The organism is Paenibacillus sp. GCM10027630 (genome assembly GCF_042676305.1).
Lineage (GTDB): Bacteria > Bacillota > Bacilli > Paenibacillales > NBRC-103111 > Paenibacillus_S.
Genome location: NZ_JBHTGY010000057.1, coordinates 127,882 through 145,695, shown reverse-complemented (window position 1 = coordinate 145,695; position 17,814 = coordinate 127,882). Strand labels below are relative to the sequence as shown.

Genomic DNA, 17,814 nt, shown 5'->3' with positions numbered 1-17,814 from the left:
CAAGGAATTATGTGCCTACTATCTTCCAACTATGCCCATACTATTAATGACTTTATCCAATATCTCATCATATGAGGTCATTGCTCTTGCCGCTGCATTGTATGCATGCTGGAACTTGATCATATTCGCCATTTCTTCATCCATCGAAACACCACTAACCGACTGCCTTCTGGCTTCCACCTGTTCAACCAACACCTGCTGATTCGTAGCCTGTCTCTGTGCTTCTTGACTTTGAACACCTAACTGTCCAACCACAGCACGGAAGAACTCATCAATCGTTCCATCTTTCAACACCACAGCGCCCGATCCAGTTGGGTCAAAGTTAAAAGGTTTATCTCTCAATCCAGCGATGAGCAATGACATATCATTGTTACCGCGAACAACCTTCTCCACGTTATCAACAGGGTCCACATAGGTTCTAAGAGAAGCTGCAATTTTGGAAACATCGTTCTGAATGATTGGATTCACTTTAAGTGTTGCGGCAGAAAGAGTGGCTCCATCGCTCACAAAGAAGTCAGTGCCTAATGCAAATTGATCATTATTAAGAACATAGCCCAACTTATGCAGTCCATTAAAGCCTTTAACCGTAATTTCTTTGGTATCGGTATCTTGCAAGGTTCTATTCGCTACAGATCCTGTAAAGGTTTTGTTTCCAACAACAGTTCCTTCTGGCAAAACCGAGCCTACAGGCAGGGTAATCTTAATATCGCCCTCAACCATCGTTTTAACCATGGTATCAATCTCATTGCGGTAAGACGCAACCAATTTATCACGGGAGTAGATCATGCCGTAAATTTCTCCACTAGCGAGATCGCCACCGAAGCTGCCCTCAAGCGATTCAGGGGTTACCGTCGATGCAACAGTAAAGCCATCTACTAGTACTTGGCCTCCCATTGAAACTCTATACCCATTAACATCTTCTTGAACTGTAACATTAATGGTTTTCGACAGATCGTCCAAAAGAACATTCCGTTGATCGCGAAGATCATTAGCGTTATTCCCGAAGCCTTCTACCCTATAAATTTCGTTGTTTAGAGCTGCAATCTGTTGTGTTGTTGAATTTATATAAGTGGTTTTAACATTGATATTATCTGTTAAGTCACTGGTAAGATCGCTTAATTGTTTGGACGTATGATTAAATGCGTCAGCCATAGCAAGTGCACTTTCTTTAACAACTGCCCGTGCCGTAAGATTGTCCGGAGCTTTACTAAGCTCCTGCCACGCATTCCAGAAATTCTGAACGACTTGTCTGACACCTGTGTCGGACGGCTCATTAATGATAGCCTGAAGCTTATCAAGCGTATCCTGCCGTATATTCCATTCACCTGAGGCTTTATTCTCATTATAGAACTGTGAGTCCAAGAAACTCTCACGAACCCTCGTGATCGATGTGAACTCAACACTCTGTCCCATCTGACCTGGAACCGTGCTTCTCTGTAGTCCTAGAGCTTCTGTCGGCTTCGCTGCAACCATATTCACTACCTGCCTGGAATAGCCGCGAGTGTTGGCATTAGCCACGTTATGACCAGTTGTAGCTAGTGCCTCCTGTTGTGTAAATAAGGCACGCTTCGATATTTCTATGCCACTGAATGTCGAACGCATATATAAAGTCTCCTCCCCTAACCTGTTTATTTACATCGTCTATGCTCTTGTGTCGAATATACCCAGTCTTTTGTTTCCATTAGTATTCTGCCGGGGCTTACTGTAGATAATGTCATCTTCTGGAGGTCCGACGTAAAGATCCAATGAATAATCGATAAACGATAACGAATGCTCAATAAGCTGTTGATTCAATTGATTCAGCTCTCTTAGCTTACGAATTGTTGCAAGAAGCTGCTTTTGCAGCCCCAAAAGGGTTTTCTTATCGTCAATATTGAAAATAATTTTAGTCAAATCACTTACCGTTACTTTGGGATTGGGCTTGTAGCCCTTCTCAATTAAAAATTGTCCGATCACTTCAACCCGCTGCCGATCCAACTCGCCAATTTGTTTCACTAGCTTGTTTTCTTTGGATACAATCTGCGTCAATTGCTCCACATCATTGCGGATGAGCACCTGCTTCTTCAGCTCAGCTAATTCGAACAAAGTGTCGTGTATCTCATTTAGTTCCGTCATCGTTTGAATCAAAGCTTGGAATGCCATGCTCATCCACCTAATTATCCAGATTGAGTGTTACTTTATAAAAGGAAACAGCTTTTCTGCCAGCGACCTGGAATCAACCTTATAGGTGCCTGCTGCAACTGATGATTTTAGCGAATCTATCTGTTCTTTCGAATGCTCTGCCGCTGCTGAGTTGTTCGAGCCTAAAAGTTCCTTGGCTTCACTTGAGATCTCGACCTGGTCCTTCTTCTTACCGGTTTTCCCAGCTGCTGAAGTAGACATGGCATCGTGATTCTTCTGATATTGGTTCACCGCACCGACCCTGTTCGTTCCATTTATCTTCATAATTAAACACCTCGTTTTCAACTAAAAATAACTCCACCGTAAAAGCGTTATTACTTTTATCGGTGAAGTTATAGGAAAAGTTTATATTAAATTTGATGAAGCCTTAATTAAAGACGATCGTTCAAACGATCTCTTATGTTATAGGTAGCTTTATTGCTCTGTACTTCCTGGATTTTTTTGCGCGTCTCATCTTCGTGCATTTGATTCGTTTCCTTGGCCAATCTAGACCTGCAAGGCTCGCACATCGTATGTTCACGAATTTGTGTGCCACATACTTCACAGTCATAACTCATATTCGCATTTCCTTTAATGGAAATCCGGCCTTCACGAATAAACTTGGTGATCTGGCCAACCGAGACCTCGGTCGCTTCACTTAATTCATTAATAGAGCAAGAACGATATTCGCGCAAATACTTTAAACATTTCTCGTACTGTAAATCTATACTCTTAATACAATTTCCACAAATCCCATAAGTATTTTTTATATAGACTTTACCACAACGCTTACAATTATCCACGTTTAAACTCATAATGCTTCCCCCTTACTTAATGAAAAACAGATAAATAATTCGCTAAAAAAGAGTTCTGAATATGGTAACGTACTATCTGTTTTTCAATTTGCTAATCTCTGTTTCAAGCTTCAATTGATTTTTATTCAAGATTTCAATATTGTGCTCGTGTGTATTCAGTTCATCCATTATTTTAACATGATTTTTATTGTTTTCTCCTACCATTTTGACAAGCTGATGAAGAATATCTCCTTGCTGCTGCTGCTCTCTTTTTACACCCTGCATATCCGTTTTTACACCTTGTACATCCGTTTTTACAACCTGCAATTCTGTTCTCAAACCTTCCACATCCGTTTTCACAATCTGCAAATCCGTTCTCAAACCATCTACATCTGTCTTCAATCCGACAAGCATGTCCATTATTAGATCCAGCTTTTGATCACTCATTAACTATCCCCCCTCTTATACAAACTGTCCGTCATTTCCGTACCCCTATTGTCGTTTCTCTCATTATAGTATCTTACTGGTTTAGGTACAATGAAAATAACCTAGCTGTTTATCTCGCCCAGCTTATTCCACATATATCGACAGAATGGAACTCTTTCTTAATCGCTTTAGAGCATTCATTTAAAGTACTGCCTGTCGTGTAGACATCATCAACCACATATAGAGTAACCTTGGAGCTTGTAAACAGAGCCTGATGCTTGTCCTTGTCGGAAGGAGCTACTGCAAAAACACCCTGTAAATCCTCCAGTCGGCCCCCTCTGGTCTTAAAGCTCTGCTTATCCGTATGACGCATTCTTTGGAGCAGCTGAATGACCGGGAGGCCTGTCTTACGCCCCAACTCCTCAGCAAGCTGCTGCGATTGATTGAAGCCTCGTTCCGACAGCCTTTTATCACTTAGCGGGACGTAGGTTATATATTCTGAACAGTCAGTAGTAGTGTCGAGTGGATACTCTTGTTTATGCAGGTTGTAAGCATGAATCAGCATCGAGCCGATCAATTGACGTATTCCTTCATGACCACGGTATTTGTATAGGCCTAACCATTCTTTCATTTGAGGATTGTAGCTAACCGCACTGCGATTCCGCTCGAAGTAAGGGTCCTTTCGCCGTACACAATCGGTACACTTTTCCGGGCGACCACAGGTTTCGCAGCTTGCTTGCAGGATCCAAGGGATCTTATCTCCACAATTACGGCATAAGGGGAGCTCCCACGGATTTGTATAAGCGCCATTGCAAGCTATGCAAGTCAAGCGACTGGGGGCGAGCATATGCTCTGCTTTGGATATCGTTCGTTGAAACCACTGGCGTATAGAGAAACGCTGGCGACTGGTTGATGAGTTTTTTACGATTTCGTCACCTCCTTTGTACGTAAATATCCTTTCTTTCTAGCCAACGCATTCATCGCTTTTATCTGTCGAACAGCCTCGACTTGTGCGCGCGTCCTTTCCTTTGCTGCAAAAAATACACTGCCTGCTGGGTCATCCGCCGAACGTCCCGCCCTTCCAGCCATTTGAACCAAAGCAGCCGAATCGAAAATAGGTGCGTCCGCATCCAAAATAAACACATCCGATTTAGGAATGGTAACTCCACGTTCCAGAATCGTTGTTGTAACTAGCATTCGTACTTGTCTGCTGCGGAAATCTCCTACTTTTTGCGTGCGATTGTCATCCTTTGACGAGGTCCCTTGTACTACAATTTCGGGGAATAGCCGACTTAAAAGCTGAGTTAAAGGTTCAACCATGTGGATCTTGGGAACAAATACAAAAACCTGTGCACCTCTTTGTAAAGAGGCTATCATTCTATGCTTTAGCTTGATAGATAGGGATGATTGTTTGAGCTGCTGCGCTAGTGAAGGGCTGCTCATGAGGATAGGTACCGGCAGCGGATGGCGATGGAACCTTGCTGCTACTTTCACATGGGGTATATGACGACGCTTAGCCGCCTTCTGTAGATGTTTAGGGGGTGTTGCTGATAATAATATGGTAGCGCCATTTGTCTTACATACATTCCGTGCGGCGTACTCCAACATTGGATTGTTATGATAAGGAAAAGCATCCAGTTCATCAATAATTACGAGGTCAAAAGCATTTCGAAACCGCATAAGCTGGTGTGTCGTTGCAATAGTAATCATTCCAGAATCCCATCGCTGCTCGCTTCCTCCATACAAGGTAACGACCGGAGTTGGCGCAAATGCTTTCTCCAAGCGCGGTTTCAGTTCCAGTACCACATCCCGCCTTGGTGTAGCAACCACAACCTTGCCGCCTTGGGCAACAGTATATTGGATCAATGGAAAGATCATTTCGGTTTTACCCGCTCCGGTCACCGCCCAGATCAGAAACTTCCGTGGCTCAAGAGCTGCTGCATTGGCTCTGGCTATTTGTAAATCATTTACTTTCAAAAACGTTAATGCCTCCAACGATGCTTCAGCTTGAATCTCACTGAGACCCCATGGTTGTATATAGGTATCTAATAATAATGATTGCTCTAGCTTCGTTTCTCCTTGATTACAAGTTTTCGGCTTATTAAGCACTACATCCTCCAATGAAGCGCTGACCATTATGGCACAATAACGGGATCTCCCCATCGTCAAGCACTGCTCACAATAAGGACATGCCGTTCCGCAAAAGATACAATCTGTGAAGGCTAACTGCTTGTCCACGCCGCCACATCGATGGCACTGATACTCCGGTTCTTTATGAAAGAATGGCAGCTTGAGCTTACGCTGCAGTTTTTGAGCTTGAACTCCCTGATTGAGTTGAAGGAACCCCCGTAGGTATGCGGTTTGCACATAAGCCATCGGTTCAGCTACTGCTCCTGTAAGGCCGTAATGCTCCATCAACTGGGTTACCTCGTCCATAAGCAAGCTTCGACCTTGCATGGCCCTTACAAGCACTGACAGCTGGTCCTCCTCGAGGCGCAGCCGACCTTCCGTCTGGCTGGTTCGATAAGCTTCCCACTGTTCAAAATCACACTCCACTATACGCGGCTCACATCCACTTCCATTCCCATTAGTCAGAGGGATTCCCATAATCGCCGCTTGCTGCGCAATGGCACGGAGTAACGATTCAGAACGTATTAGCTTCCTTCCATCTTCCAATGAGCTCAGTTTTTCACACAAACTAACAGCTTGTCCATACGAAATGGAAGGTTCCACCAGCCAGATCCTTAACGAATCTTTATGCTGACCGAACCAGTGCATCAAATCCGCCCTTATATCCAAAGAGATATGCCACGAGCTTGTGCGATCCTGCCTGACTGAATACAACACAACCTTCATCGCTCACCACCTATAATCCATTTTCAGAACATTTTGTAAGCGGTTACTAATCCTTCTTGCTGTCCAAGCCGCACAACAATAACTTGCTTATCCTCATGCTGTTCAATCCATTCCTCTAAAGAACCGGCAGTTTCAAAACCGCTAATATCCACTTGATATTCTCTGCTCATTCTCTCAACTATTGCCAGCGTATCATCTGTCGAACCTTCATCGAATAAAGTAACTTGAATTTCCCTGCCCTTCAGCCGCGAGAAAAAAAATAAGGATCGGATATACCATTCAACCTGCATCTGACTGTTACAGGTAATCAATAAGAAATGCGTCGCCTCTCTAGCCTCATTCCGGTGACGCCGGTAAAACCAATGTACTAAGGCGATACTCGCAGCATAGCTGCCAAAGATCCACAACAATCCTAACACCATCGCGGCTCCCTCCCTTAAACCCATTATATGCGGCTACAGGTTGGTCGGTTCCTCTCTTGATGTAAAATAGATCTTTGACGACTCGCGCGAGTTAGCTAGGTATGTTTATTACAACGTTACCCACCCATTTTTAATAGCAACAATAACAGCTTGTGTACGGTCATCCACTTCCATTTTTTGAAGAATACTACTCACATGATTTTTGACCGTTTTCTCACTAATAAACAAAAATTCACCAATCATTTTATTACTCTTTCCTTCAGCCATCAAACGGAGCACTTCCGCTTCCCGCCTGGTCAGTGGACTTGTATCCGTATGGATATACTTAACTCCAGCTTCTTTCGGAGCCGCACCTGCCCCAGCAACACCCACTTCATCTAAATAAGTCATACGGCGCAGCTGGTTGATTAGCTTACCTGTTACTTTAGGATGTATGTACGCATGTCCTGCTACTACAGACCGAATTGCATTGATGAGTGACTCTGCCTCCATATCTTTCAACAAATAACCGGAAGCACCTTTACGAAGCGTTTCAAATACATAGCTCTCATCATCATGAATCGACAAAATAATAACTTTTATATCCGGAAATATTTCTTTAAGCTTCTCAGTTGCAACAACACCATTTTCTACAGGCATATTAATATCCATTAATACGATGTCAGGATTCAATGTATTACAGAGCTCTATGACTTGGATGCCGTCCCCGCATTCCCCTACTACTTCCAGGTCATTCTCCATATTGAGGATACGTTTAACCCCTTCACGAAACAATTGATGATCATCAGCAAGAACTAGCTTAATATTACGCTTCGAGGTTCCTATTATGTCCATAATTAATCCTCCTTTGACTCTGATTTTATTGGAATGAGGAGTGATACTTTAGTACCTGTATCTTTAACTGACTGGATTTCCATTCTTCCTTCCAGCAGTTCCACACGTTCTCGCATTCCCATTAATCCATAATGGCTGCCTTTTTCAATCTTTTTATCAATATTTTCTACAGCAAAGCCGATCCCGTTATCCGTTACGACTATTTTAACCATTTGCTGTTGAAAAGTTACTTCTAAAGTAATATGTGACGCATGAGCATGCTTTAAAACATTAGAGAATGCTTCTTGCACCAGCCTGTATATAGCCACTTCCATTCCGGAAGGAAGCCTGGTGTCTTTGCCTACTAACTCAAACCTCGTCCGTATCTTCGATTTTTCTTCATAGTCTTGGACAAACTTACGTAAAGCGGGAATTAGACCTAGATCATCAAGAGCCATTGGCCTCAGATTAAAAATAATCTTCCGAACCTCTTCAATACCGCTTCTTACCTGCCCCTTTAAATCAATAAGCTCCTCCTTAACCGAAGAAAAGGCTTGCTTGGACAGCATTCTCTCAGCAATTTCCGTACGCAAAACTACATTGGCCATTGTTTGTGCCAAACCATCGTGTATTTCCCGGGCAATCCGTTTGCGTTCTTCTTCCTGTGCCAGAATAATTTTCAAGCCCAAAAGCTGTCGATTTTTGGCGGATTCCAGCAATCGAGTAACTTGATTCAGGTCACCAGACAAATACTCAAGCACTACATTTACTTGGGATACAACGGATTCCGCTCTTTCCAGCTGCTTGTCCACATTTTTGATCCGCTTCTGTAAATCATCCCGCCTTGCTTTCAGGTGAACTTCTTTCTCCCTAAGCATAGCAAGCTGGGTTTGCAAATGAGTAGCCAATTCATAGGCCGTTCGAATGTCTTCCTCAGTAAATCGCTTGAAGTCGCGACTTACTTCCGTTAGACGCACACGTGCCCTGCGGTATTCCATTTCAACCCGGTCGACTTGCTCAATGGTTTGCGTTGTTGCATCAATAACTTGCTGTAATTCATTGTTCAGAGCATTGCGTTCTGACCGAACACTTTCACAGATTTCGAAAATCTGATATTTGCTACTCTCCATGACGTCAATCGCATTTTTGATAATGCGGTCTAAAGCATCCACTTGCATTCAGGTCAGGCTCCTTCTCGAACGATTCAACCAAGAAAGCCTACCCAGTCTTTATTCCTACTGGAATAGGCTCTTATGCAATATAGTAACATATTTCGCCACGTTTGTAAGAGGAGATTAGGACTAATTATTGCAGAGTAATTTGCTGGGTCTTCCCATCCCAGGTCACTTTCCAGCCCAAATTCTCTGAAAGAATGCGAAGAGGCACCACGGTAAGATCTTTCATAATTTTAGGTGCAACCTCTGCCGTTATCCGTTGACCGTTAACTATTACATCTGGATTGTCGATGTACAGGTCTACCATTTTATCACCGCGAATGACTGTAACCTTACGTTCTTTATCATCCCAACGAACTGTGCCACCCAATGCATCCGTTACAAAGCGAATCGGGATCAAAGTATTCCCTTTTTCAATGACCGGAGCCTGTTCTAATGTCATATTCTTCCCGTTTACAGACACGGCAGTCTTATTAACCGTCAAATTGACTGTGCTTTTAGCAGGAGCTGTTACCTGACCCTTGTAACTAAAGGTAATGTCGTCAATCTCGATTTTACCCTTCGCCGCGCGCTCATCCTGCCCTATTTCCTCATTCACCACATATACACTTTTCACCGATATAGGGTATTTAAGATTGTACTCGGATAAATCTGCGGATACCAGCTTCCAGCCCTTCCAATTAATGCTCGGAACGATTTCAACATAATATACTTTACCGCTGTTATCCTTAATTTCTGTTTTTAGCGTATTTAAGCTCTCGTCTCCATTAACCTTTAGCTTAATAAGCTGAGGCTCTCCATCTATTTGAATGCTTGCATCCAAATCTGCGTAAGCCCACTTGGTACCCGTACCTTTTGTAAAATCATAGTTCAATTCCAAATATTTATTTTTGACCTCATTTTGTTTGATATATACGGATGCTGCAACACCTTCAGGTAGTCCTCTCGACATTGTCATTACCGCAAAGTTGTCTAAATCATACCATACCTTGTCTTTTCCGACAGCAATCGTCAGCATGGTACTGTAGCCATCATAACGTGCAATGAGTTGGGCTTGAGTAGTTCCTTGCAAGCTGTTAACCGTCAGGATACCATCCTTTATTTCAGCCTTCATACCAATAACTTCCCATTGGATAAGACCTGCCGGAATTTCTCTTGTTTTACCTGACTTCGTTGTTGCTATTACGGGTAGTCTGTAGTTTTCCCCTTCAGTTAGAGCAATATTTGCTGCATTTATTTTAAGTCCTGTAATTTGGTCTCTTCCCGCTACTTCCACATCAGCTGATTGACTTCCTTTTCCCGATGTTGCAGTAACTTTGGCGATACCTGGCTTGATAGGAGTGAATATATTATCTTTAAAAGAACCTGATTGACTATCCACTGTCCAATTGGCTGCTACTTTATCTGTCACCACAGGGTTGTAGTATTCATCATAGGCTTTAAATTGTAAGGGAGCCTGCTCATTAACGAACAATACATTCGGAGCCTGGATAAAAAGTCCTTTAACCTCGCCTTGCGGTGCTGTAGAGAACACTCCTACTCCGTTAACCACCTTACGCTGAATGCCGGTCTCCGTTTTGTTGATCAACACAGGACTAAATTCCCCAAGAGGACGTGCTACCATCTGTGTCGAACCGCCGCCATCTAGATTTAACCCTTTCCATACACCAACTTTTATCATAAATTGCTGCAACTCCGTCATGCTTAAACCCTTACTGTCACCGCTATTATCTACGGTAATGACATAGGCTGTCTTTTGATCCTTAGAGTATCCGAGAGCCGTTCTAGAGCGGTTGCAGCATAAACTACCCACTTCTCTGGAAAACTCCGTAGGCTGTCCCTCATCCACCATAATCGTATGGCCGCCTATCATCATTTTAAAATTTTTCGCATCATACGTTTTGCTGGAATCCTGAGGAAGGATTTGATAGTCGGCTACAAGCGGGTCGCCAATCTTTAAATGCTGTTTGACAAAATCCGCTGCTAGCCCTGAAGTACGCAGTATATATCCATCTTTCGGTGCAATCATATCGATAATTGTATTTTCGGCAATTTTCGTAATAATTCCCTTTTGGACCAACACTTCAGTTGGAACGGTCACACCATCGTTAGAGCGATCAACCTGGCCCCAAGCATTGGTGTACATAAACATGGCATCAACATGACTGTGCTCGCCACCGGGTTCAAACCAGTAGTAGGTTTTATTAATTCCGCCCAGCGTGAATTTGGCACCATCCTTAGCCGTTACCGAGCCTGCAAAAGTAAATAAATCGACTATAGGGACATTATTTTGGGATATAGCAAATGAATAAAAGCCTGGTAAATAGGGTGGCGTTGCCATAAGCTGTCCGTTAGCGATCTCTGGTCCTATAGGCACACCTTCAGCTTGGGTATTGTAAAAGTCCCCGTTAACCCCTGCCACCGCTTTAGTTTCTGTAGCCATGCCCAATACACTTTGTTTCTTTGTGAACTGATTATCAGTGCCCGACATTACATCCAGTTTAACATTAGGATTTGTAAGATCCACTTCCACCACATTCGCATTAGTCATAATTTCTTTTTTATTGCGTATCGACTTCCAAACATATTTTTTCAAAATTGCGCCTGATGTTAAAATATCTTGACTTACCATCGTAACTGATGGCTCTGCTGTTTCAGCATAAACATTAGCCGTCGACAATATCGGTGACAAACCGATCAAAGCAGACAATACTAAAGATGATACTGAAACCCATACTTTATGTTTACTCACGTTGTATTTCTCCCTTCTTATCCCACTCTCCTCTATTATAGACTCTATTACTATTGAAAAAGTTACGATAATATGGCGAAATTTAATAGAGTCGTGAAATCGACAAAGTTAGAGTAAAATGAACGGCATGCCTAAAAGTTCAGACAGACTAGCTCGTTTGAATTGGTGCAAAGCAATTTTCACGCTTACAACAAAAAAACAAACCCGGTTCAATTAAACCGGGTTTGTCCTTATGAATATTCTTATGCTAAAGCATCGCGTTTCAAGAGCTCTGCCTTATCTGTACGCTCCCATGGAAGATCCACATCGGTACGGCCGAAATGTCCATAAGCAGCAGTTTGTCTGTAAATTGGTTTGCGAAGATCCAATGCTTTAATAATGCCTGCAGGACGTAGATCAAAATGCTTACGAACTACTTCTACCAGCTTCTCTTCGCTTACTTTGCCTGTTCCAAATGTATCAACGGCAACTGAAACCGGTTGAGCTACACCAATTGCATAAGCAAGCTGTACTTCACATTTATCAGCCAAGCCTGCAGCTACAATGTTCTTAGCTACATATCTTGCTGCATATGCGCCGGATCTGTCGACCTTTGTAGGATCCTTACCGGAGAAAGCTCCGCCGCCGTGACGAGCGTAACCGCCATAAGTATCTACAATAATTTTACGGCCAGTCAGACCTGCATCTCCTTGAGGACCGCCGATAACAAAACGGCCTGTCGGATTAATGAAGTATTTAGTATCCTCACCCAAGAACTTCTCAGGTACGATTGGTTTGATAACATGTTCCTTGATGTCTGCTTGGATTTGCTCCAAAGTAACGTCTTCGCTGTGTTGAGTAGATACAACGATTGTATCAACACGTACAGGAGTATCACCTTCATACTCAACCGTTACTTGAGTTTTACCATCTGGACGTAAGTATGGAAGAGTTCCATTTTTGCGAACCTCAGTCAAGCGACGGGATAACTGATGCGCAATGGAAATAGGTAGTGGCATAAGTTCTGGAGTCTCGTTAACCGCGAAACCAAACATCATCCCTTGGTCACCTGCACCAATAGCTTCGATCTGCTCGTCCGTCATTAAACCTTCTCTTGCTTCAAGAGCTTTGTCGACACCTTGTGCAATATCAGCTGATTGCTCGTTAAGAGAAACCAATACTGCGCATGTTTCCGAGTCAAAACCAAATTTTGCACGAGTATAACCAATTTCCTTAATTGTTTGGCGAGCAATGGACTGGATATCTACATACTCGGATTGGCTTGAGATTTCGCCAATAACCAAAACCAAACCAGTTGCAACTGAAACTTCGCATGCTACACGAGCGTTCGGATCGTTTGCAAGAAACGCATCCAAAACGGAATCGGAAATCTGATCGCAAATTTTATCGGGATGCCCTTCAGTTACGGACTCAGATGTAAATAAGCGTCGACCGCGTGGTATTGTCATACTATCGACCTCCTAAAAAGTAGTTGAATTTTATTAAGAAAAGCTTCTATTCGAAGCCATCTCGATGAAGATACATTCGTGTCTTAGCGGTTACTTTTCTTGCAATATTAGAAAGATGAACCTCTGGTTCAAACTTATACTTTCTAATACTATAAGAAAAGCTTCAAAACGAAGCACTTTCGATGAAGATTTGGCCATGACATTAAAATTAAAAGCTCGCATACAAAAAAATCAACCTTTTCCCATGGGAAAAGGTTTAGCATGACCTTCTTTTAAATATGTTACTGGATTTGTCTAGGGCTGTCAATAAAATTGCTTAAGTTCACTGAAAAATTAATAAAGTTTTAAATTATAAGTTCAATAAAATTTCTTCCGCCTTACGAATGAGCCGGCTTGAGATAGCACCGCCTACTGCACCAGCATCTCGTGAAGCAATATGCCCCCAATAATCTTCCTTAACAGATTGTGCCGGTATCGAACCTAACTCTGTTGCAAATTCAACATTAGAATTTGATATTGACTTACCAACTGGTAATCCCATCTCTGCAGCAATTTCATACTTTAGGGCATCCAAGGCTTGATGGCTTTCCGGTACTACTTTTTTTCCTTTTGCCATGAAATCCACCTCCATAAGTGATGTAACCATAGTATGTCCGCGCCTGACCGTACAAGTCGTATAAACTGTTGTCAAGATGGGTAAAATTTATGGTGTCACCTTGGAACCATCTGCATTAACCTGCAAAAAGGATCCGCGAACCATCACATAAATATCTTGTTTTAGCTTTGGATCTGACTTGATGCCTCTACCTTCTCGTGGAATTATAAGTAAATGATTAAGTTCAACTGTCGAGCCAGCCAAAATATCCTTGCCTGATGTTACATCCGGCACTCCATTTTCATCTGAGCTTATAATGGTAACTTTACCACTCCGAACAATCATTTCTGTACCCGTAGTACCATATAAAGTTTGTCCAGGCTCAAGCTTAAGAACGCTCAAACTAGTGCTTCCCGAGTCTGTTATCGCTGCAGGGGGCGGCTGCGGATTTGTCGATCCACTTGAACCACCTTTATTATTTCCAAGTTCTGCAGCTATGATCTGTTTTACTTTATCTTCCGTAATCGTTTGCTTGTTCATCTCTTCCGCTACCTTTAAGCTAATGTTTTGCTCAAAATAGCTTTTCGTAATAACCGGGTCATCAATGGTGCCGGCCTGAGTGTTGTTAGTAGCTCCATCTGCATCCGCTATGATGATGGTTGATGACCAGAGTAGGCAGGCGCTAATAGCAATTTTTGCAGCTGTTCTCATGATTTCACCTCATCGTTTAGTATAGCTTGGTTAGAAACAAAAAAAAAGACCCCGAAGGGTCTTCTTTTGGAAAAGTATTATTGCATTACTTAGTAGTAACTGTGAATGAAGCGGACTTGCCACTTGGTGCAAGAACGTTAACTGTGAAAGTACCAGCGAATGCGGATGCTGAATCTTTAAATTTAATTTGACCTTTTTTAAGAGCGTCATTATCAAATTTGCTGGAGTCTGCATCAGTAATGTACAGGCTCAAGTTAAGAATAGCATTTCCGTTTTGTTTCGCACCATCATAGCTGAACAAGAATTGATCAGGAGCACCTAGTTCTTCATTCTTTTGACCAGCAGGGGCACTGTACTCATTTACCCACTCATTACCGTATTGATCTTTTACAGTAATTTTTTCAGCGAGTTTGTTGTCAGTTAAGAACAAGCCAGTTGTGATATCTTCCTTAGTAACAACTTTAGCAGGAATTGCAGTGTTCGGATCATTGTAAGTTTTTCTTAGAGCGATGCTAGTTACTTCAGGACCAGCATTTTTAGTAGTAACATCTACATAACCTGTTCCTTGCTCATTCTTACCATCTCTAAACATAACATTAATTCTTGCTTTACCTTCGTTAAGACCAGCAACGAATTTTTGCTCTTTACCTACATCACCGCTAAGAGATGCTACGTTCGGATCGCTGGAAGTTGCATTGATAACAACAGTTTTCATTGAAACTTCTTCGCCACCAGCTCTTTTAGCTCTTACTTTAATTTCTTTTGTTGCTTTCTTCAAGTTGTTATATACATATGTTGCGCCTGTTACACCAAGACCTACAGTATCTGAAAGATAATCATCAGTTGCAAGAATAGTGTTATTGTTTACACCTTTGTCCAGATATACTTCATAAGTCAATCTGTTCTCTGGTTGAGTAATAGGGTTAATCAAATCCAATGTAGTTGTTACAGAACTAACTTCGATCGGATTGTTTTTACCGTTTTTCTGATTTTTGAACAAAGTAGCCTTCAAAGTATAAGTTCCAACAGGTGCAGTCGGTGTTGAATAGAACTTGAAGGACTTATCATAGAAGTTTTGGTAAACATACTCTGTAGCTTTTTCAGATACAGGGAATGTTTTGTAAGTTGCGCCTGCAACAGTAGATAGTACATCTTTTCTGTTACCATAGGCAGCATTAACACTCATATCTTTTTCTTTAGAAGCAACATACACTTCGTTACCTGCAGTTGTTGAGCTACCACCACTGTAGTCTAAACGAACATAGTAGTCTGCATCTAAATCAGTATCAAATTTCACTTCAGAACCATTTTGGTCGTAGAATTTAAATTTGAACTCATTGTCAGTATCTGCAAGCATATATTTCTTAGGTGTCGTCGAGAACTTGATTTGCTCAATTGTACGAGGATCACCAACGGAAATGTTAAGCTGTGCACTTACAGTCGGCTTATCTTCCAAGCTAACTCTGATATAAGCAGAACCTTTTCTTCCTACGTTACTGATTTTGATTTGGCCTTTATGAGCACCGGAAACTTCAATTTCAGCATTTCTAGTTACATCAATACCGCCGTAAGAATCAATTCTAAGTTTGCTTTTGCCTCTGGAGTCGCCAGCGCCTTGGAACGCATTAACGATATCAGTTGGATCCAATAGTTGACCTTTGGAGTCTTTCAAAATCAAAGGCACATAGAACTTTTGGTCCATATCTTCGTCGCCAGTTGGTTTGTCATTCTCTGCCAATGTGTAGTTATAAGCACCAAATTCGATGGAAGCTGGCAGTTTTTGTGCAAGAACTTTTACTGTTTTAGTTACGGATTGACCGCCACGAGCGAAAACAGTAACTGTAATTTCTTTTTCTTCATTGTTTGTGGATTGAAGTTTAAGGTCAGCAGCATTATCACCAACAACATTATCAACAAATCCATTTTTGTCATCATCGCCAACTTTAAGATCTCTATCCGAAGGATTAACTGTTACATCCTTGTTCAAGATATCTTTCTCTTGGATACGGAAACCATATTGGTCATAAGCTTTAACATCCAAGTATGCAACGCCTTGTGCTTCGATGCTATCAACTTTAGCTCCAGTAGAGTTCAACAAATCGCCAACTTCTACTTTGGAAACCATAGACTCGTCACCAACAGCAAAGATTTTGCTTACTTGAGTACCACTGTCAGTATGAAGGATGCTGACGGAAATTCTATCGTTTCTTTCTGTACGATCTTCTTGAGTCAATTCAATCGCTTGCTCACCGGCAATCGTGTTGAAAGAACTGCCACCACTCACACGAATATCAAAATTGCTAGCGTTCAAAGAAGCTTTTACGCCATATTGGTTAGTAGCTTTGAAGTCAATGCGTACTTTTTGAAGCAATTTGCCGTTCTTGTCTCTTGCCAAAGGAATTGTATCCGATGCAGTCAAGAAATCAATTTTGGAGATTTTTTCTGGTGTTGTTTTTACGTTAGATGTTTTAGCAGTATCATCGATATTGCTTACACCGCTGATTGTTGCATCAAAGCTGTTTTCTTGGAACTTGGATTCGAAAGTCAAAGTAGCAACAGTTTTCTTGTCATCCCACTTAGTAGTGTAGCCGGATGTAAGGATGTTACCGTCTTTTTTGATTTCGATTTTCAAGTTTTTAGCAGCATCTTCAGTCAAAGCGCCGTTAAGTGTAAGAGTCAACACGTTAGCGTCAGTTGCTTTGAAGGAGTTGATTGCATATTTACCGTTGAAAGGTGCGCCTTTGAATTGGTTCTTACCTTCGTAAGCGCCCAATACTAGAAGGTCACGAGTAGCGTTGGAAGTACCGCCAAATTTACCGTCAGCACCATTGGACAACAATTTCAAGTTAAGAGCCAATGCTACATAACCTTTAGCCCAATCGGATACAGTTGCATCGTTAACGCCTGGAGTTGCTTTAGCGTCAGCGTCTTTGTTGATTCCGCGAATCAAGAAAGCTGCCAATTGTTCTTTAGTTACTTTACCAGCTGGGTTAAATTGACCAGGAGCATAACCATCAGTGATGCCTGCCGCTTTAACTGCTTCGATGTAAGCAAGAGCGTATCCGTTAGCTGGATCGTCAGCTTTAACATCGGAGAAGCTGGAAGTTTTCAAGGAAGTGTCGACTTTCAAACCGAAGATCAAAGCTGCTACTTTAGCGAATTGAGCACGGTTCATTTCGTCTTTAAGACCAAATGTACCTTCTTTAACGCCATCAAATACGCCAGCAGAGATCAAAGCGTCGAACTTAGCTTTTGTTGCTGCATCAAGATCTTTCAAATCGCTGAAATCAGCAGATGTCTTAGTTTTGTCTGCATCAGCAGCTAGTGCTACGGAAGAAAACATTGAGAATGCCATAGCAAGGGATAAAATCGTAGATAAACTTTTTTTCATAACCTTTTTTTCTCCTCCTCGAATATCTTTCGGTTGTTGAGAGTTTTGTTTAGATAAATTATAGCTCGATTCCCTCATTAGCCGATTCACCCCCTTTCCAGAGTTGAGCGAAATGATTAATTATTTAAGGTCTGTGATGTATAAGATCACAGAAACTAGTAAACAATAAGAATGATAGGTTAGGCACTAGCGCGCCCTCATACATTATACACTGCGAAACTAGTAAGGTAAAGAGGTTATTTTGTGAAATTTATCCAACAATAACTGGTCT

15 protein-coding genes are annotated in these 17,814 nt (G+C 42.0%); all 15 read right to left on the bottom strand.

Annotation, left to right across the window (positions count from 1 at the left end):
* Positions 1-18: 18 nt before the first annotated feature.
* Complete coding sequence (gene flgK / locus ACFQ0C_RS28445; protein WP_379371708.1) at positions 19-1,602, bottom strand: flagellar hook-associated protein FlgK; 1,584 nt, start codon at positions 1,600-1,602, stop codon at positions 19-21.
* Between the two features lie 39 nt (positions 1,603-1,641).
* A complete protein-coding gene (locus ACFQ0C_RS28440) occupies positions 1,642-2,142 on the bottom strand; it encodes a flagellar protein FlgN (RefSeq protein ID WP_379371706.1) in 501 nt (166 codons plus the stop codon).
* Positions 2,143-2,172: 30 nt separating this feature from the next.
* Positions 2,173-2,445 carry a flagellar biosynthesis anti-sigma factor FlgM gene (flgM, locus tag ACFQ0C_RS28435; RefSeq protein WP_379371704.1) on the bottom strand — a complete coding sequence of 91 codons (273 nt, stop codon included), beginning with the start codon at positions 2,443-2,445 and terminating at the stop codon, positions 2,173-2,175.
* A gap of 107 nt (positions 2,446-2,552) precedes the next feature.
* The gene (locus ACFQ0C_RS28430; protein WP_379371702.1) at positions 2,553-2,975 is read right to left on the bottom strand and encodes a flagellar protein; all 423 of its coding nucleotides are present in this window, start codon (positions 2,973-2,975) and stop codon (positions 2,553-2,555) included.
* 72 nt (positions 2,976-3,047) lie between these two features.
* On the bottom strand, positions 3,048-3,401 hold the full coding sequence (locus ACFQ0C_RS28425) for a hypothetical protein (protein WP_379371700.1): 354 nt from the start codon (positions 3,399-3,401) through the stop codon (positions 3,048-3,050).
* Positions 3,402-3,510: 109 nt separating this feature from the next.
* Positions 3,511-4,011 carry a ComF family protein gene (locus tag ACFQ0C_RS28420; protein WP_379371698.1) on the bottom strand — a complete coding sequence of 167 codons (501 nt, stop codon included), beginning with the start codon at positions 4,009-4,011 and terminating at the stop codon, positions 3,511-3,513.
* A 290-nt stretch (positions 4,012-4,301) separates the two neighbouring features.
* Positions 4,302-6,236: an ATP-dependent helicase ComFA gene (locus ACFQ0C_RS28415; protein WP_379371696.1), complete on the bottom strand. Its 1,935-nt coding sequence runs from the start codon at positions 6,234-6,236 to the stop codon at positions 4,302-4,304.
* A 23-nt stretch (positions 6,237-6,259) separates the two neighbouring features.
* Positions 6,260-6,658, bottom strand: coding sequence for a hypothetical protein (locus tag ACFQ0C_RS28410; RefSeq protein ID WP_379371694.1), 399 nt, complete (start codon positions 6,656-6,658; stop codon positions 6,260-6,262).
* A 108-nt stretch (positions 6,659-6,766) separates the two neighbouring features.
* A complete protein-coding gene (locus ACFQ0C_RS28405; RefSeq protein WP_258213945.1) occupies positions 6,767-7,492 on the bottom strand; it encodes a response regulator in 726 nt (241 codons plus the stop codon).
* A 2-nt stretch (positions 7,493-7,494) separates the two neighbouring features.
* A complete protein-coding gene (locus ACFQ0C_RS28400) occupies positions 7,495-8,649 on the bottom strand; it encodes a sensor histidine kinase (RefSeq protein ID WP_258213944.1) in 1,155 nt (384 codons plus the stop codon).
* Between the two features lie 127 nt (positions 8,650-8,776).
* Positions 8,777-11,398, bottom strand: a complete 2,622-nt coding sequence (locus ACFQ0C_RS28395; protein WP_379371692.1) for a stalk domain-containing protein — start codon at positions 11,396-11,398, stop codon at positions 8,777-8,779.
* Positions 11,399-11,640: 242 nt separating this feature from the next.
* On the bottom strand, positions 11,641-12,846 hold the full coding sequence (gene metK, locus ACFQ0C_RS28390) for a methionine adenosyltransferase (RefSeq protein ID WP_258213942.1): 1,206 nt from the start codon (positions 12,844-12,846) through the stop codon (positions 11,641-11,643).
* Positions 12,847-13,195: 349 nt separating this feature from the next.
* A complete protein-coding gene (locus ACFQ0C_RS28385) occupies positions 13,196-13,462 on the bottom strand; it encodes an alpha/beta-type small acid-soluble spore protein (protein ID WP_258213941.1) in 267 nt (88 codons plus the stop codon).
* Between the two features lie 87 nt (positions 13,463-13,549).
* Complete coding sequence (locus tag ACFQ0C_RS28380; protein ID WP_379371689.1) at positions 13,550-14,152, bottom strand: hypothetical protein; 603 nt, start codon at positions 14,150-14,152, stop codon at positions 13,550-13,552.
* 85 nt (positions 14,153-14,237) lie between these two features.
* Positions 14,238-17,621: an S-layer homology domain-containing protein gene (locus tag ACFQ0C_RS28375; protein WP_379371687.1), complete on the bottom strand. Its 3,384-nt coding sequence runs from the start codon at positions 17,619-17,621 to the stop codon at positions 14,238-14,240.
* Positions 17,622-17,814 lie beyond the last annotated feature (193 nt).

Coding starts and splice junctions, on each gene's coding strand:
- flgK (WP_379371708.1), bottom strand. CDS start 1,602: ATGCGTTCGACATTCAGTGGCATAGAAATATCGAAGCGTGCCTTATTT.
- ACFQ0C_RS28440 (WP_379371706.1), bottom strand. CDS start 2,142: ATGGCATTCCAAGCTTTGATTCAAACGATGACGGAACTAAATGAGATA.
- flgM (WP_379371704.1), bottom strand. CDS start 2,445: ATGAAGATAAATGGAACGAACAGGGTCGGTGCGGTGAACCAATATCAG.
- ACFQ0C_RS28430 (WP_379371702.1), bottom strand. CDS start 2,975: ATGAGTTTAAACGTGGATAATTGTAAGCGTTGTGGTAAAGTCTATATA.
- ACFQ0C_RS28425 (WP_379371700.1), bottom strand. CDS start 3,401: ATGAGTGATCAAAAGCTGGATCTAATAATGGACATGCTTGTCGGATTG.
- ACFQ0C_RS28420 (WP_379371698.1), bottom strand. CDS start 4,011: ATGAAAGAATGGTTAGGCCTATACAAATACCGTGGTCATGAAGGAATA.
- ACFQ0C_RS28415 (WP_379371696.1), bottom strand. CDS start 6,236: ATGAAGGTTGTGTTGTATTCAGTCAGGCAGGATCGCACAAGCTCGTGG.
- ACFQ0C_RS28410 (WP_379371694.1), bottom strand. CDS start 6,658: ATGGTGTTAGGATTGTTGTGGATCTTTGGCAGCTATGCTGCGAGTATC.
- ACFQ0C_RS28405 (WP_258213945.1), bottom strand. CDS start 7,492: ATGGACATAATAGGAACCTCGAAGCGTAATATTAAGCTAGTTCTTGCT.
- ACFQ0C_RS28400 (WP_258213944.1), bottom strand. CDS start 8,649: ATGCAAGTGGATGCTTTAGACCGCATTATCAAAAATGCGATTGACGTC.
- metK (WP_258213942.1), bottom strand. CDS start 12,846: ATGACAATACCACGCGGTCGACGCTTATTTACATCTGAGTCCGTAACT.
- ACFQ0C_RS28385 (WP_258213941.1), bottom strand. CDS start 13,462: ATGGCAAAAGGAAAAAAAGTAGTACCGGAAAGCCATCAAGCCTTGGAT.
- ACFQ0C_RS28380 (WP_379371689.1), bottom strand. CDS start 14,152: ATGAGAACAGCTGCAAAAATTGCTATTAGCGCCTGCCTACTCTGGTCA.
- ACFQ0C_RS28375 (WP_379371687.1), bottom strand. CDS start 17,621: ATGAGGGAATCGAGCTATAATTTATCTAAACAAAACTCTCAACAACCG.